Annotated in this window: 14 protein-coding genes and 1 other RNA gene; 9 read left to right on the top strand and 6 right to left on the bottom strand. The window is 68.6% G+C overall.

The annotated features are described in order from the left end of the window. The first annotated feature begins 3 nt into the window (after positions 1-3). The 5 genes from ftsX to ACIBI5_RS29750 all read left to right on the top strand — a co-directional run bounded on the left by ftsX (position 4) and on the right by ACIBI5_RS29750 (position 4851). Positions 4-909, top strand: coding sequence for a permease-like cell division protein FtsX (gene ftsX / locus ACIBI5_RS29770; protein ID WP_397252052.1), 906 nt, complete (start codon positions 4-6; stop codon positions 907-909). A gap of 23 nt (positions 910-932) precedes the next feature. Beyond that, entirely contained in the window at positions 933-1400 is a 468-nt protein-coding gene (smpB, locus tag ACIBI5_RS29765; RefSeq protein WP_379609812.1) for an SsrA-binding protein SmpB, read from the top strand. Next, the gene (locus tag ACIBI5_RS29760) at positions 1397-3256 is read left to right on the top strand and encodes a penicillin-binding transpeptidase domain-containing protein (RefSeq protein WP_397252051.1); all 1860 of its coding nucleotides are present in this window, start codon (positions 1397-1399) and stop codon (positions 3254-3256) included. Before smpB ends, ACIBI5_RS29760 begins: the two co-directional genes overlap by 4 nt. A gap of 295 nt (positions 3257-3551) precedes the next feature. Next, positions 3552-3936, top strand: a transfer-messenger RNA (tmRNA) gene (gene ssrA / locus ACIBI5_RS29755). A gap of 567 nt (positions 3937-4503) precedes the next feature. After that, positions 4504-4851 (top strand): type II toxin-antitoxin system VapC family toxin, encoded by a 348-nt coding sequence (locus tag ACIBI5_RS29750; RefSeq protein ID WP_397252049.1) that lies wholly within the window; start codon positions 4504-4506, stop codon positions 4849-4851. A 571-nt stretch (positions 4852-5422) separates the two neighbouring features. Here ACIBI5_RS29750 and ACIBI5_RS29745 read toward each other — a convergent pair. Further along, complete coding sequence (locus ACIBI5_RS29745) at positions 5423-6688, bottom strand: erythromycin esterase family protein (protein ID WP_397252048.1); 1266 nt, start codon at positions 6686-6688, stop codon at positions 5423-5425. A 196-nt stretch (positions 6689-6884) separates the two neighbouring features. Between ACIBI5_RS29745 and ACIBI5_RS29740 the strand changes: the two genes are divergently transcribed. Continuing rightward, a complete protein-coding gene (locus ACIBI5_RS29740; RefSeq protein ID WP_397252047.1) occupies positions 6885-7454 on the top strand; it encodes a hypothetical protein in 570 nt (189 codons plus the stop codon). Positions 7455-7546: 92 nt separating this feature from the next. Here ACIBI5_RS29740 and ACIBI5_RS29735 read toward each other — a convergent pair whose 3' ends face one another. Next, a complete protein-coding gene (locus tag ACIBI5_RS29735; protein WP_397252046.1) occupies positions 7547-9379 on the bottom strand; it encodes a CocE/NonD family hydrolase in 1833 nt (610 codons plus the stop codon). A 54-nt stretch (positions 9380-9433) separates the two neighbouring features. Continuing rightward, a complete protein-coding gene (locus tag ACIBI5_RS29730) occupies positions 9434-10078 on the bottom strand; it encodes a TetR/AcrR family transcriptional regulator (RefSeq protein ID WP_397252045.1) in 645 nt (214 codons plus the stop codon). 138 nt (positions 10079-10216) lie between these two features. Between ACIBI5_RS29730 and ACIBI5_RS29725 the strand changes: the two genes are divergently transcribed. Then, the gene (locus tag ACIBI5_RS29725; RefSeq protein WP_397252044.1) at positions 10217-11440 is read left to right on the top strand and encodes an oxygenase MpaB family protein; all 1224 of its coding nucleotides are present in this window, start codon (positions 10217-10219) and stop codon (positions 11438-11440) included. On the opposite strand, the gene ACIBI5_RS29720 is transcribed toward ACIBI5_RS29725, so the two are convergent. Continuing rightward, positions 11437-11964 (bottom strand): hypothetical protein, encoded by a 528-nt coding sequence (locus ACIBI5_RS29720; RefSeq protein WP_397252043.1) that lies wholly within the window; start codon positions 11962-11964, stop codon positions 11437-11439. The two genes, ACIBI5_RS29725 and ACIBI5_RS29720, sit on opposite strands and share 4 nt — an antisense overlap. A 4-nt stretch (positions 11965-11968) precedes the next feature. Then, on the bottom strand, positions 11969-12805 hold the full coding sequence (locus ACIBI5_RS29715; RefSeq protein WP_397252042.1) for an LLM class flavin-dependent oxidoreductase: 837 nt from the start codon (positions 12803-12805) through the stop codon (positions 11969-11971). A gap of 82 nt (positions 12806-12887) precedes the next feature. Here ACIBI5_RS29715 and ACIBI5_RS29710 point away from each other — a divergent pair, with 82 nt between their 5' ends. Beyond that, positions 12888-13790, top strand: coding sequence for a LysR family transcriptional regulator (locus ACIBI5_RS29710; protein WP_397252041.1), 903 nt, complete (start codon positions 12888-12890; stop codon positions 13788-13790). Here ACIBI5_RS29710 and ACIBI5_RS29705 read toward each other — a convergent pair. Then, on the bottom strand, positions 13716-14378 hold the full coding sequence (locus ACIBI5_RS29705; RefSeq protein ID WP_397252040.1) for a DUF2306 domain-containing protein: 663 nt from the start codon (positions 14376-14378) through the stop codon (positions 13716-13718). The two genes, ACIBI5_RS29710 and ACIBI5_RS29705, sit on opposite strands and share 75 nt — an antisense overlap. A gap of 159 nt (positions 14379-14537) precedes the next feature. Between ACIBI5_RS29705 and sigJ the strand changes: the two genes are divergently transcribed. Further along, complete coding sequence (sigJ, locus tag ACIBI5_RS29700; protein ID WP_397252039.1) at positions 14538-15476, top strand: RNA polymerase sigma factor SigJ; 939 nt, start codon at positions 14538-14540, stop codon at positions 15474-15476. The last annotated feature ends 68 nt before the right edge of the window (positions 15477-15544 follow it).

Here is a 15544-nt window from a genome sequence, read left to right as displayed (position 1 = left end):
AACATGCGGGCGAACTTCATCTTCTCCGAGGTCTGGATCGGCCTCCGCCGCAACCTGACCATGACCATCGCAGTGATCATCACGGTCGCGGTCGGCATGGCGATGCTGGGTGTAGGCCTGTTGATCAACACCCAGGTCGGCATGATGAAGAACTTCTGGTACGACAAGGTCGAGATCTCGGTCTTCTTGTGCAGCAAGGACTCCGCCATGCCCGCCTGTAAGGGCAAGGGAGCCACACCGGCCCAGGTCGAGACGCTCAAGGGCGAGATCCAGGGCATCCAGGGCGTCAAAGACGTGGTCTTTGAGAACCAGGCGGAGGCCTACAAGAACTTCCAGCAGTCCTTCGGCAGCAACCAGGCGCTCGTCCAGGCCGCCCGAGCCGAGGACATGCCGGAGTCGTTCCGGGTGAAGCTGCACGACCCCGACAACTACCAGCCGGTGATCCAGGCGCTGACCGGCAAGACCGGCGTCGCCCAGGTGATCAACCACAAGGACCTGATCGGCAAGTTCTTCGAGATGCTCGACACCCTGAGATGGGCCGCCGTCATCGTGGCCATCGTCCTGGTGCTCGCCGCTGCTCTGCTGATCGGCAACACCGTCCGGTTGTCGGCCTACAACAGACGCCGGGAAACGGGCATCATGCGGCTGGTCGGGGCCTCGAACCTCTACATCCAGCTGCCGTTCGTCATGGAAGGCGTCATCGCCGGCCTGGTCGGCGGCGTCGTCGCGGCGGTCATGCTGATCGTCACGAAGGTCTTCATCTTCGAGGAACTGTCCAAGTACCTGGGCTCCTCCACCGCCCTGGGCTGGGACTCCGTGGCCTCGGTCATCTCGTCCACGATGGTGATCGGCGTGTTCATCTGTGTGCTCGCCTCGTTCGTGACGCTCCGCCGATACCTCAGGGTGTAGCGGAACGCCGGTACAGTCGAACCATGCCACGTGAGACCGGGCGGAAGGTCATCGCCCAGAACAAGCGTGCCCGGCACGACTTCCACGTCGAGGACACCTTCGAGGCGGGGCTCGTGCTGCAGGGCACTGAGGTGAAGTCGCTGCGCGAGGGCCGCGCCTCACTCGTCGACGGCTATGCCAGCATCGACGACGGCGAAGCGTGGCTCATGAACGTCCACATCCCCGAGTACGCGCAGGGGACGTGGACCAACCACACCGCCCGCCGCAAGCGCAAGCTGCTCCTGCACCGCAAGGAGATCGACAAGCTGGCCGCCAAGACGAAGGAGGGCGGGCTGACGATCGTGCCGCTGCAGCTCTACTTCAAGGACGGCAAGGCCAAGGTCGAGATCGGCATCGCGCGCGGCAAGAAAGACTGGGACAAGCGGCAGACCTTGGCCGATCAGCAGGCCAAGCGCGAAATGGCCAGGGCCCTACGGCAACGCAACCGATGAGCAGGGCCCGCCGTATCCTCGCCGCGGCCGTCACGCTGACGGCCGCGAGCATGACGCTGACCGGCTGCTTCGAGGAGCCGTCGGCGCACGACGCCGTGCGCGACTTCCTGGTCGGCTGGCAGTCGGAGGACTACGAGCTGGCCGCGAGCCGCGCCGACGGAGACCCGGCCGTCGTCCGCAAGGCGCTTGAAGCCGCCAAGCTCGACCTTGACGCCGCCTCCTTCCGCTTTCGTGTGAAGTCACTCAACCGGCAGGGCGACGCCACGACCGCCCAGTTCGGCGCCGAGGTGGACCTGGGCGAGAACAGCCCGCTGTGGGAGTACGAGAGCACGCTTCCGCTGCACCTGGTCAACGGCGTGTGGAAGGTGCGCTGGTCGCAGTCGGTGCTGCATCCGCAGCTCAAGGACGGGCAGCGGCTGGCCGTACGCCCGAGCTCCGAGCCCCGCCAGAAGGTCGTCGACCGCACCGGAGAGGCGCTCCAGCGGCCCGGCAGGCTCTACGTCGTCGGCGTGACCCCGTCCGCGCTCGGCGACCAGACCTCCAGCGTCGTCAAGCAGCTGGCCGCGATCACCGGCTTCGCCGAGGACCGCCTGCTGAGCCGGGTCAGGTCCTCGCCGCCCGGCGACTTCGTGCAGCTCGCCACGTTCGGCCGGGACCGCTACCTGCAAGTGCAGCAGAAGATCGCGGAGATCCGCCCGAAGGTGCACGTCCAGCCCCAGGACCAGCCGGTCGACCCGGCCCCGCCGCGCGACATCGTCGGCAAGGTCGGCGCGCTCACCCCGGAGACCGAGGTCAAGCTCGGCGGCCCGCAGCGCGCCGGCGACTCGGTGGGCCGCAACGGCCTGCAGAAGGCCTACCAGAACCACCTGACCGGCTCCACGAAGACCCAGGTGATCACCCTCGACCTTGAGACCGGCGAGGACGTCGCCGTGCTCAAAGAGTGGCCGGGCCGCCCCAACGGGCCCGTCCACACCACCCTCGACAGCCTCACCCAGCAGGCCGCCGACGCCGCCGTGAGCACCACGCAGTCCGGCACGCTCGTCGCCGTCAAGGCCTCCACCGGCGAGATCCTCGCGGTGGGAGCCAAGGACATGGGCCAGGTCAAGGACGCCCTGGGCGGCAAGTACCCGGCCGGCACCGCCTTCTCCATCGTGGCGGCCGACGCCCTGCTCAAGGCGGGCGTGAAGCCCAGCCAGCGTTTGCGCTGCCCCGCCGAGCGGACGGTGGGCGGCGCCAGGTTCGTCCTGACCGGCCAGACGCAGCAGCCCACCGCCACCTTCCAGGAGAGCTTCGCCAGAGGCTGCGTGACCGCCCTCGCCTCGCTGGCCCGCCGGGTCGATTCCGAGCAGCTCAAGCGCAGCGCCGAGGCCTACGGCATCGGCGTCAACTGGCAGCTCCCCCTCAAGGCGTTCACCGGCAAGATGCCCGGCCTGGCCACCGACGCGGAGAAGGCCCAAGCCATCGCCGGCCAGAACGTCGAGGTCAGCCCGCTGTCCATGGCGCTCGTGGCCGCGGCGGTCAAGTCCGGCACCTGGCGGCCGCCGTCGCTGGTGACCAGCCCCGACCGCCCCGACCCCGCCGCCGAGCAACTCGCCGTCAAGCCGCCCGCCAGCGTGCCGGTCGACCCCTCCGTCCGCACCGCCCTCACCGCGATGATGAAGGCCGGCGTCGCCAGCTCGCCGTCCGCGCAGGCGGGAGCGGGCAGGGTGTACGGCGTGGCCGCCGCCGTGCCGAGCCAGCAGCTTGGCTGGTTCGTGGGCTGGCAGGGGGATGTGGCGGTAGCCGTACTCACCAAGAACTCCGACGCCGCCGCGACGGCGGGCCGCTTCTTCGGAGCGCTCCGTAACCCTAGGTGATTTTCCTGTGACGGTGAGCAACCAAACGGGCTCTCGCCTGCGTCTTACTGGATGACTGGGCCCGCTCGGGGGGTTGCGGACTCAGTCACCGTGACGAGACAGGACTTCATCTCGGGGGAAGTCCTGCCGTCCGGACCGGCTCGACCCTGCCGGTCGACCCCGGGGATGCGTGCTGCTGTGCCGCGTCTCCGGGGTTTCGGCATGTCCGGCGGAATATGAGTTGGCGTTGGCGGTGTTGTGGGGAGTATCTTCTTGTTGCTCGGTCGCTTCGGTGGCCGTGTTGACAACAGAACATGGGGGTGACTGGCTTCGACTTTGACTTTGCAAGTCAGGGGAAGCGGGCCGAGGACGGCGGACATAACCTCGTTAACACTGTGACCGCAAACAATAAGTGCCAATAAGAAGCACTCTGAGGTCAGCCAGGGTTCCCTGGCTCTCGCTGCCTAAGTAGCGAAACCTCTGTCAGCCTGAGCACGCCCTCGGCTCAGGGCCTGGCATCGCTAGAGGGCTCCACCGCTCGACCCGGCCACGGGGGAGAGCGGGAAATCAAACAGTGGCTGAGCTTGTCGGCGACGCGCCTGCGTGAGCGCCGGGGCTGAGAACACGTTAAGCAGGCTGCGCCCGGAGAAGCCCTGATTTGGGGTTGAAGGACGCGGGTTCGATTCCCGCCACCTCCACAAGCATGGTCTTGCCCTCTGCGCCCTTCGGGCGTGGGGGGCAAGGCTGTTTTCTGGGGTTACGAGCATGGTGCTTCGCTTCGCTCCGCGCGTTCTTCCAGTCGGGGCGCGGCCCCGACCCCTGGTCGTGCTTCGCGCGCTCTTTTGAGCCCGCCCGTTGCCCGGTTGGGTGGTTGGGCGGTTGGAGCCCGCCCCTGATCATCGGTCCTCGCTTCGCTCGGGCGTCTTGATCGTGCGCGCCTTCGGCGCGCGGCTTGCGCGTGGGGTGAGGGGATCAGGTGGAGCAGGTCCAGGCAGGCGTGTCGTCACTGGAGGCCGGTTCTTCACGTCACCCGCGTCCAGCGTCGACCGGTCGACCTTGAAGAGGTGGTGGTGTGTGGGATGCGCGGGAGGTCGTCTACACCCTCATCGCGTCGAAATCGGGGACCCTGGATCATCAGTGGGGTGTCCTGAACTTCACAGTCTTCAGACGAGCGTAGGTGCATGCTCTGAGGTACATGCCGTACAGGGTGTGGGCCGCGTATATGTCCAGGCGTCCAGCCGGGTCAAGAGCTCGTCCTGAAAGCCGAAGTGATCGTCGATTCGAGCGCGATCATTACCGCGGAGCCTGACGCTGCTGTCTTCGCTGAGGCGATAGCGGGTGCGCGCTCGGCTCGTATGTCGGCGGCCAGCTGGCTGGAGGCTTCGATGGTGGCCGACGGGCGGGGAGATCCGGTGGTTCGTCGCGAGTTCGACGAACTCATCACGCACGCTGACATCGTGGTGGAGGCGGTGTCGGTTGAGCAGGCCCGTATCGCCCGCGAGGCGTATCGTGATTTCGGCCGAGGCAGTGGTCACCCGGCGAAGCTTAACTTCGGGGACTGCTTTGCCTATGCGCCGGCGAAGGACGCCGGAGAACCGCTGCTGTACAAGCAGTAGGGACTTTCCCCACACGGACGTGCGGTCTGTTCTCTAGGCAGACTTCCTGTTTCCGGCGTGTCTCAAGCACTTGATCGTATCGCCGCCTGCGGTGCAGTGTTCGAGTGGGCAGCGATGAGGTCCACAAGCATGGTGCTTCGCGTGTTCTGCCAATCAGGGCGTGGCCCCGACTCCTGTTCGTGCTTCGCGCGCTCTCTGGGCCGGCACGTTGCCCGGTTGGGTGGTTGGAGCTCGCTCTGATCATCGGTCCGGTGCGGATGCCTTCAGCGGCCTGAAGGCATCCGGATCATCGGGAGCTCCGTGCGCCCGCGACGTCCGAACGACATCCCGGTGTCTGTTCGAGGGACTCCATGCGCCGACCGAACCTCGGACGCCGGCTGGTCACCCACACGATGCTCCCAAGCGCTTCCGGGCCGCTGGGAGACCGCGCCCGCCGGGTATGGCACGGCCAGAGCGGCGAATCAGGTCCGGGCGTCGGCCCCGGCCGTCCTGCTGCTGCCGAACCCGCCGGCGTGTGGTGGACCGGCAGTGGCCATCCTCACGCCTGCGGGCGGACGCGGCATACGGCGGCTCAGAGGGGGTCGGCGGCCTTCACGCGGTGGAGGTGGATCAGCGCGTCGTAGGCCTTGCCCAGGGCCAGGGGCTTGGTGAACATCTCCGGCAGGTATGTGGCCGGGATCGTGTAGGTGGGCCGGGGGGTGTCGAGCCAGGTGCGTACCGCCGGGTTCCGGCCGGCCTGGCGGAGGTTCACGAGGTAGTCGCGGTGGCCGACCTGGTCGAGGGTGTGCTCGCTGCTGCCGGTGCCCGGGGTGCCGGTGTCGAAGACTCCGACCTTGCCGGTCTTCGGATCCATGGCGCGGAACCGGCCGGAGTGGATGGTGGTGGCGATGGCGACGTAGGACTTGCCGGCCATCGCGCGCAGGTGGGCGCCCTGCGTGACCGGGTACGTCTCCGGCCAGGCCGAGACGTAGCCGATGTGGCCGTTGTGAGCGGCCGCCACCGTCTTCAGGCCGGTCTGCCGGTTCCACCACCACGTGTTCTGCGCCATGGCCTTGTCGCGGTGGCCGTGCAGGGCGGGGCCGTCCAAGGCGTACATCGTGGTCATTTGCGCGATGACCCGCGCTTCCTGGGCCACGATCGGGGTGGCGTTCTCAACCAGGCGGTAGGCGGCCTCGGCATTCTCGGCCAGGGTCTTGCGCCGCTCCGGTGGGAGGGCGGCGATGGCGCTCATGCGCTCCGCCGTACCGGCGGGAAGGGCGAGCAGATCGGCGTAGTGACGGCGGAGGCCGGGCACGATCGCGGGCTTGTTCTTCTCGGCCCAGGCGATCACTCGCCGGTACTGGTCCGGATGGACGTCGCCGATGTCGAAGCCCATGACACGGAGTTTGTGGCGGGCCGTGCGGTTGTACTCGCGCATCCAGGTGTAGAGCTCCAGCCACTCCTTGGTCTGCCAGGAGCTGTAGGCCTGCTGGAAGTCCTCGCGCAGGATGGTGCGCAGGTCGCCCTTTCCGGTGCGGACGTACTCGTCGAGCCGGACGCCCGCCGACCAGGGCGCCTCAAGGGCGATCGTGGTGAAGCCCTGCTTGCTGACCAGGTGCCGGAACATCCGATTGCGTACGGTGAACAGCTCCTTTGACCCGTGGGTCACTTCGCCGATGCCCACGATCGAGGCGTCGCGGGTCATCTTGGACAGCGCGTCCAGGTCGCTCAGCGGGCGGGCGTACCGGTCGAGTCCGGCCACGACGCCCTTGTCGGCGGCGGCGTGGGCCGGAGCGGCCAGAATCGGCGCGGCCAGCGCCGCGACCAGGCCGAACGTCAGTAGGGAGAGCTTGTTCATGCGTTCAACCGTAGGGATCGGTCCTCGCCGTCTCGATCCCGCGAACTGCCCTCTCGCCGGTACGGCTGGCACTACCCCGGGCCGGCGTCCCGGCATCGGCTTCCAGTGCATGAGAGGTCTCTCATGGCGGTGCCAGCGGCGTCTCATCGGTCGCCGGGAGGCTGCTGGCAGCGGACAAAAGACGAGGAGACCGGACATGGGCAAGATCAAGCTGGTTCTGATGGGTTCGGTGCTCGGGCTCGGGATGGGGGCCGTGGCGCTGGCCGGGCCCGCGCTGGCGGAGGAGCGGACGTGCCGCGGTTCGGTCGGGGCGAGCACGCTCGACAACGTACGGGTGCCGCAGGGCGCGACGTGCACGCTCACCGGGACGCGGGTGAAGGGCACGGTCAAGGTGGAGCGGGACGCGGTGCTCGTGGCGCGCGGGGTGCACGTGATCGGCAACGTCCAGGCTGAGGGCGCGCGGGGCGTCACCGTCACCGGTGGTTCCAAGGTGGGCGGGAGCGTGCAGGTCAAGCAGGGCGGGGCGGCGACGGTCCGTTCGTCGCGGGTCAGCGGTGACATCCAGTACGACGCCAACCGGGGCCGGCTCCAGGCGGCCGGCAACCGGGTCGGCGGGAGCATTCAGATCGTCGGCAACAGCGGGCGGGCGCTGGTGGAGCGCAACACGGTCAAGGGCAATCTGCAGTGCAAGGAGAACAGCCCAGCGCCGGAGGGCGGTGGCAACGTGGTCGGCGGCAACAAGGAGGACCAGTGCCGCCGCCTCTGACCACGTGACTGGGCGGCAACAGCCCGTCCGCGGCGGGCTCGGGTAGTGACCGGCTGGTCGCGACCACATGGGCCGCGACCGTAGGCGATGCGCTACTTCCTGGTGGTCAGTGGGAGTTTGATCGAGGTACCGCCCAGGTCGACGGTGATCTTGGCGCCGGTGCCGGGCTCGGCGTCGTCGCCGCCGCCGGAACCGCTCGGGTCGAGGTTGGAGTCGTCGTTGCTGCCGGTCAGGATCAGGCCGAGCCGGTGTCCTGCCTTGAACTCGTAGTCCTGCGGCTGCAGTTTCCAGCTGATCTGGTACGCCTTGCCGGGCACCAGCGGCGTCGAGCGGCTCAGTGACCTGTGGTTCTGCGTGTCGATGATGCCGCGGCTGACGACGTTGAAGGCGGAGGTCGCCGTGTTGTCGGCGGCCCTCAGATAGCAGCCGTCGTCATCGTTCGTGCTCGCGCCGACGCAGTCTTCGCCGCCGATGAACTTGAGCCCCTGCCCGCGGTCCGGGCCTGTTTCGCGGTAGTCGATGCGGGTGTCGGTGCCGTAGTCGACGAGCAGGACGCCGAGGTTGGCGGCTGGTTTGTCCAGCTTGACCCGCATGCTCACCGACGGAGTTCCGGACAACCGCGTGGCGGCCTTCAGCGGCGGGGTCAGGAAGGCCAGGCGGTTGGGGTTGGCGGTGGCGGGGTTCTCGGACATCGCGGTCTCGGTCTTGGCGATGTCGATGTAGTCGCCGGTGCCGGTGGACGGTGTCGTGGCGAGCGAGCCGTCCCGCTGGGGCCGCAGGGTGACGGCCTTGGACGGTGCCGGCCAGGCGGCTTGGGCGAGCCAGCGGCCGGGGCCGTGCTGCACGTCGATGCGGGGCCGGCGCATGATGTCGTTGTCGACGCCCATCAGCTCGTGGTCGAACCACTGGTGCAGCGTGTTGACCCAGACGTCGCGGCGTGCCCAGAAGGGGTCGAGGTGACCGTACTGCGTCACCCAGGCCTTGCGCTCCACGGTACGCGGCAGCTTGGCCCACCACTCGGAGAACTGGCTGCCCACCACGTTCCGGTCCTGGAATCCCATCACCGCGAAGACGCTGGCGCGCACGTTGCTCGCCTTGAACTGCGGTCCGTTGAGGTAGTCGCGCTCGTGCCAGAACGCGTTGTAGTCGCCGGTGGCGTCGTCGGAGTCCTCCTGCATCCGCTGCCGTAGGGCCCCGCACTTCTCGTCCGGGTCCTTGTCGACCCGCTTGGACTGCCAGGCCGCCCCGCCCTTGAACCAGGTGAGGGTGCCGTTCGCGCGCCACATCTCGTAGCCTCTGCTGAACGACGCCAGCGGCACGATCGTCTCCAGGCCACGCACGCCGGTGCCGGCGATGCCGACGGCGAGCGATCCCTCGTAGGAGTGACCGATCATCCCGGTACGCCCGGTGGTCCAGGTGGCCTTGACCGGATCGCCCTTGGCGTCGTAGGCGGTCGCCCGGCCGTTGAGCCAGTCGACGACCGCCTTGCCGCCCAGCACGTCCGACGGACCATAGCTGGCCGGGCAGCCGTCGGACAGCCTGGTGCCGATCATGTCGACGGACACGAACGCGTACCCGCGCGGCACGAAGTAGTTGTCGTAGTACATCGGGAACTTCGTGACGTTGCCGTTCGCGTCGTACTTCTTCTTCTCGATCTCGAAGCCGACGCCGGGCTCGTCGTAGTACGGGCTTTCCTGCATGATCACCGGGACCTTGAGCCCGGAGGCGGACTCCTTCGGCCGGATGATGTCGACCCGGACCAGGTCCTTCTTGCCGTCACCGTCGCTGTCGACGGTCGACTCGACGCGGACGTGCTCGCGGATCGCGTCTTCGTAGGAGTAGGTGGGCTGGGTGAGGCCGTCTGGGACCTCCATCGTCGGGGACACGAGAGCGCTCGCGAGTAACGCGATCACTGTGTACGTCATGGCGCCAACGGTCGCCGACCGTCCTGACACCGGACCGTCGCGGCGCTGACACGCTCAGGACGGTGGTTCCAGCATGGGTACGAGGAACCGGCGGGCCACCGCGGCCAGTTGCTCGTCGTCGTCCAGGTCGATGATCGTGCTGGGGATCGTCAGGAAAGAGGTGGAGATGCGCACCATCATCTCGGCCACGAGGTCGACGTCGAGGCGGCCCGACACGTTGCCCGCGCGTTGCTCGCTGCGGAGCTGGCCGGCGACGAAATGCCGGACCGTGGCCAGGGTCTGACCGCCGTCGGCCGTCATGGAGGGGACCAGCAGGTCCGGTTCCGTGGCGATGAGGCCGCCGATCAGCGGGTTGCCGCGAATGGCCCGCAACGAGCTGACGAAGCCCAGAACCACTCTGTCGGAGGCGGTGCCGGCTTGTTCGATGTCGATGAGGAATCGGTCGAAGTAGCGGCGGAACTCCCGGCGTACCACGTGTTCGACCAGGGTGTCCTTGCTGTCGAAGCGCCGGTAGACCGTGATCCGCGACACCTTCGCGAGGCGGGCGACGTCCTCCATGGTGGAGCGCCTGATGCCCATCCGGCAGAACTGCTCGTACGCGGCGTCGAGGATGCGCGTCCTCAGCTCGTCGGTGTCGTCGACGCGTTCGACGGCATCGACGTAGGCGCGCTCCAGCAATCCGGACAGCACGGATTCCACGACCACCTCCTGTAGGGGATTCTGCCTCAATCGCGGTCTTGTGATGCTCGTCACCCTGTGCTCTGATGATGATACACAGATTCAAAGCTTGTTTCTTCGTATCATCCCTTTCTCGCATGCCCTGAAAGGAGTGCGAGCATGGCAGAGCTGAGCAGGCGCGAGGCACTGATCTCGGGCGCCGCACTGGGAGCGCTCGGCGCGTTAGGCGTGTCCTCCCCGGCCCAGGCGGACTCCCTGGCCGGCGACTGGACCTGGCCGGCCAGTGGCTCGATCGCGGGTTCCGGCACCGGCGCGGACCCCCGCTGGGTGTGGGACGAGGTGGCCGATCCGCTGCTCGCCTCACTGTTCGAGCGCGGGCTCATCCCCGAGGTCAACCGGCTGCTGTACGACTGGAACCGCAACGACCAGCCCCTGCCCGCCGGACTGCCGGAGGATCTGCGGGCCTTCATCGAGCAGGCGCGGCAGCTGCCGTCGTGGGCCGACCCCGCCAAGCTGGACGCCGGGGCGCGCTTCCACGCGCTCAAGGGGAACTACATCGTCGTCCTCACCATCGTCGGCGCCGGAATGCTGGCCACCGCCATCCCCAAGGAGGCCCGCGCGGTCTACTACTCCGCGGGCGGCGCGGATCTGAAGGACCGGATCGCCAAGACGAACATCCTGGCCTACGCGGTCCGGCCCCAGAACGCCTGGGGCGCCGGCGGCACGGCCGTCGTCGAGGCGGTGAAGACCCGGCTGGTGCACGCGGCGGTACGGCACCTGCTCAAGTCGTCCCCCCACTGGTCGGGTCCCATCCCGATCAGCCAGGAGGACATGCTCGTCACGTGGCACACCCTGGCGACGTACTCCATGCGCGGCCTGCGGGAGTGGAAGGTGCGCATGTCCGCCACCGAGGTCGAGGGATACCTGCACTCGGTGCAGATGCTGGGCCACATGCTCGGCATCAGGGACGAGTTTCTCCCCGCCACCTGGGAAACCTCCTACACCCAGTCGGACCTGGTCCTGCCCAGGAACATGGGGCCGACCCGGGAGGGAGTGGAACTCAACGCCATCCTGCGGGACATGCTCGCGGAGCTGACCAGCCCGGGTGGCATCGACAAGCCGCTGGTCAACGCGTTCTCCAGATACCTCACCGGCAACCAGGTCGCCGACTGGAACGGCATCCGGCGCGAGCCGCTGTGGGACCCGGTCGTCAAGACCGCCTGGCCGCTGCTGGTGCGGTTCCGGGAGGGACTGATCGGGCTGCCGCTGGTGCCCGCCGCCGCCTGGCTGCTCGACGAGATGGTCAAGAAGTGGACCACGTACTACCTCACCCGTGGGGCACAGACCAAGATCGTGATCCCGACGGGCAACCGGCCCGGCTAGGGGCGGGCTTCCTCGGGATACTCGGGCAGCTCTCGCAGAGCGGGTGAGCTCTCCCAGTCCGTCACGTCACGAGAGGCGTGCGCCACGAACTGGGCGAGCAGCAGCCCGCTGTTCTCCAGCTTCGCCTGGAAGTCCGGCCGTGACAGGCCGGGACGGATCTCGTCGATCGCGTCGAGGGCAGCCTGGGCGCTGGCTGTCACGTCGTTCTCGCCGGCGACGATCTGCGCACGGAAGAGGGCGTGCAGCGCGACTCCCTGGGCCTGATCGCTCGCCGCGCGCGCCTCGTGGTAGGCGGATCCTCCGGAATCGTCCTGCCGTCGGTACCACCGCGTGGTCCGTGCCTGCCGGAGGGTGGTCGCCGCCGCGGCGAAGGCGCCGTAGGCCTCGATCCGCTCCTGCCGTAGCTGGGAGCTTCGGAGTCGCTTCTCACCATGATCGGACGCACGTCGTTGTAACCAGTACGTGACGATGGAACCCAGGAGAGTTCCTACAACGGCAACGGCTCCGGCCAGCACGGTCTCCATGGCCTCATCGCACCACATGCACCGCCCTCGCGGGGCCGTCGCGGATGACGTCGCGTACGGCCGCCGGCCGTACACCAGGGTCGAAGTCCGCCAGCCACCACGTCGCGCCGGCCTTCGCGTACGGCGCGGGATCGACGCCGGGCGACAGGCCGACGGCGATGTCGTAGGGGGCCGTCGTGTCGTCGCGCAGTTCGGCGAGGGTGGCGGCGACCTCGGCGAGCTGGTCGGGGTGTTCGAGGTTGGCCGGGAAGAAGCCGTCGAGCCGGGCGGCCCGGCGGATCGGCTTGATGTTGCCCGGGAATCCCGCGGCCCACACCGGGACGCCGGGCCGCTGAACCGGTCGTGGGAGGAACGTGAGGTCGTCGACGGTGTAGTGCTCGCCTTGATGGCGCACCGGCTCGCCGGACCAGGCGGCGGACAGGATCGTCAGCGACTCGTCGAGCATCCGCCCGCGCCGCCGGTCGTCGAGTTGCTCGCCGGTCCTGGACAGTTCGCCGCCGTACCGGTCGCTGCCGAGGCCGACGCCGAGGGTGAGGCGGCCGCCGCTGAGCCGATCCAGCGTCGCGGTCTCCCGCGCCAGTTTGGCCGGGCGGCGGCGGGCGAGCGGTGTCACCATCGGGCCGAGCCGCAGCCGTTCGGTCGCGGTCGCGATCGCCGCCAGCGTGATCCACGGGTCGGCGAGCGAGCGGACCGGAGCCCGCCAGGACAGCTGATCCCACACGAAGCAGCCGTCCCATCCGGCTTCCTCCGCCTCGGCGGCGAGGCGCGCGATCACCAGGGGGTCGGCGAGTTCGTCGAAGAGCGGCAGCCAGAGCGCCGACCGCAGCCGGTGGTTTGTCATGTCTGCCACGTTAGGCAGGCATCTCAATCGTGAAAAGCGATGATTCTCGATTGATTCAATCGCTAAGGACTATGATGGGGACGTGTCCGACATCGAGTTGCGCCACCTGGCGGCGATGGCCGCCATCGCCGAGGAGGGTTCGTTCGGCCGGGCGGCCGCCCGGCTCGGTTACACCCAGTCCACGGTGAGCCAGCAGGTCGCCGCGCTGGAGAGGGCCGTCGGCGGCCTGGTGTTCGACCGGCCGGGCGGCCCCAAGCCCGTACGCCTCACCCCGCTCGGCGTCGTGGTCCTCGATCACGCTCGCGGCCTGCTGGCGAAGGCCGACGCGCTGAACGACGCCGTGGACCGGTTCAAGGCGGGCGACGGCCGGATCGACATCGGCACGTTCCAGAGCGTGTCCAACGTGATCCTCCCCTCGGTGGTACGGCGCCTGCGCGCCGAGCACCCCGGCTGCGACATCAGGCTGTCCGAGGAGGAGCCGGACCAGCCGCAGCTCGGCGACCTCGACCTGCTGTTCTACGACGGCCTCATCGACGGCGACAGCGATCACCTCAAGCTGCTCGACGATCCGTACCTGCTGGTGGCGGGCGCCGGCGCCTTCCCCGACGGGCCGGTCGCGCTGGAGCGGCTGGACGGAGTCCCGATGGTGGCCTGGCCCCTGACCTGCGACCAGCCCTTGATGGAACAGGCCCTCGCCCGCAACGGCGCCCGCCCGCAGTTCGTGTTCCGCAGCGCGGTCAACGACACCCTGCTCTCGATGGTGCGAGCGGGTCTGGGTTCGGCGGTGCTGCCGTGGCTCGCCATCCGCGGAGCCGACCTCTCATCCGACGACCGGCTCCGCGTCCACGAGCTGCGGCCCTCCTTGCCACCGCGGCAGATCTACCTGCACTGGCGGGCCGGCCGTACCCACTCACCGCTCGCCGGCCGCGCCATCGAGATCGCGGTCGAGGTCGCGACCGAACTCGCGCCGCCGGCCGGTGCTTGACGCGTGCGGAACCCGGGCCGGGGTGAAGTGGATGGCGATGAGGAGGTTGGGGACCCAGCACAGCCAGGCGATCGCCACGTAGGCCGTGGTGAAGTCGAGGGTGATGAGCTCGGCCGAGGCCAGCCCGCCGTACACGAGGAGCATGAGGCGCAGCGTGACGGCGGAGAAGGTGAGGGCGAAGCTGCGGATCATCCAGCGGCGGTGGTCGGCCACGCGGCCGGTGAAGATCATGCGGAGACCGATGGCACCGGTCACCAGCCAGCTGACGGCCAGGCCGGCGAAGCCCAGGCCGGCGATGGGGCCGCCGTGGGCGGTGGGGGCCAGGAGGAGGCCGCCGATTCCGCCGGCCAGGCAGCCCAGGAGGTAGAGGACTCCGATCGCGCGGTGGAGGCGGGGCAGGCGGCGCCGTATCGCTCCCACGAACTGCAGGGGTCCGATCGCAAGGGCGACGATCGCACCGGAGATGTGCAGTCCGAGGGCGAGGACACGTTCGACGTAGATCTCGCGTTGCTGCTCGAAGTACACCGCCGGGTCGAAGGTCAGATATTTGGCGGCGACGGAGACGATGAACAGGGATAGCACAGTCATGAGGGCCCAACCGGCCCAGCTGATCCGCATGTGCACAGCATGATCCGGGCGCGATCGGCCGGGCATCGGGTGCGCCCCTGAGTACTGCCCTGGGGTCACCCCTGCCTCATCTCAGGGGGCGGTTGGAGGAGGGCGCCCAGCATGGTCGAGCATGGAAGCATGTCGCTAGAGGCCGATTTCTTCGAGAGCTTCAGAGGTCGCCTGGAGGCGATCGCCTACCGGCTGCTGGGGTCGGCCAGTGACGCCGAGGACGTGGTGCAGGACACCTTCCTGCGGTGGCACGCGGCGGACCGGGAGCTGATCGAGACGCCCGAAGCCTGGCTCACGAAGGTGCTCACCAACCTCTGCCTCAGCCAGCTCGGCTCGGCGCGGGTCCGGCGGGAGACCTATGTGGGGCAGTGGCTGCCGGAGCCGGTTCTGGCCGGGGACCGCATGCTCGGCCCGGCCGACACCGCTGAGCAGCGGGAGTCGGTGTCCATGGCGATGCTCACCCTCATGGAACGGCTCTCGCCCAACGAGCGCGTGGTGTACGTGCTGCGCGAGGCGTTCGGCTACCCCCATCGCGAGATCGCGGAGATCCTCGACCTGACCGAGGTGAACTGCCAGCAGATCTACCGGCGGGCCAGGCAGCACCTGGCCGCCGGGCGCTCCCGGGGCGAGGTCGACGCCGGGGTGGCGGAGAAGATCGTCCGAGGATTTCTGGCCGCGGCGCTCAGCGGCGACACCGAGCCGCTGGTCCGGCTGCTCACCGATGACGCGGTCAGCGTGGCCGACGGCGGTGGCCGGGTTCCGGCCCGCAGGGGCCCGATCGTCGGCGCGCCGGGTATCGCGCGGTACCTGGAGCACGTGTTCCGGCCGACCGACGCCAAGCGGGCCATGCTCGACGGCGACAATCTCACCTTCCACGCCGCCGTCGTCAACGGCGGTCCCGCCCTGCTGGTCCAGGCCGGTGAGCGGGTCTTCGGCGTCTTCTGCCTCGACGTGGGTCCCGGCGGGGTCGCGGCGATCCACCTTCAGGTCAACCCCGGCAAGCTTGAGCGCATCACCCGGCAGTGGGCGGCCGCCGGGCCGCGGCAGCCCATCATGAGCGGGTGGTGAGTCACGTCACGTTCCTTCACTGTCAGGAATCGTGCGGCTGTCCGGTTCAGGAGGTGAACGCAGCCGAC

Origin of the sequence: Nonomuraea sp. NPDC050540 (assembly GCF_044457485.1) — a bacterium.
In the GTDB taxonomy this organism is placed as follows: domain Bacteria; phylum Actinomycetota; class Actinomycetes; order Streptosporangiales; family Streptosporangiaceae; genus Nonomuraea.
This window is presented reverse-complemented; position numbering and strand designations above follow the sequence as displayed.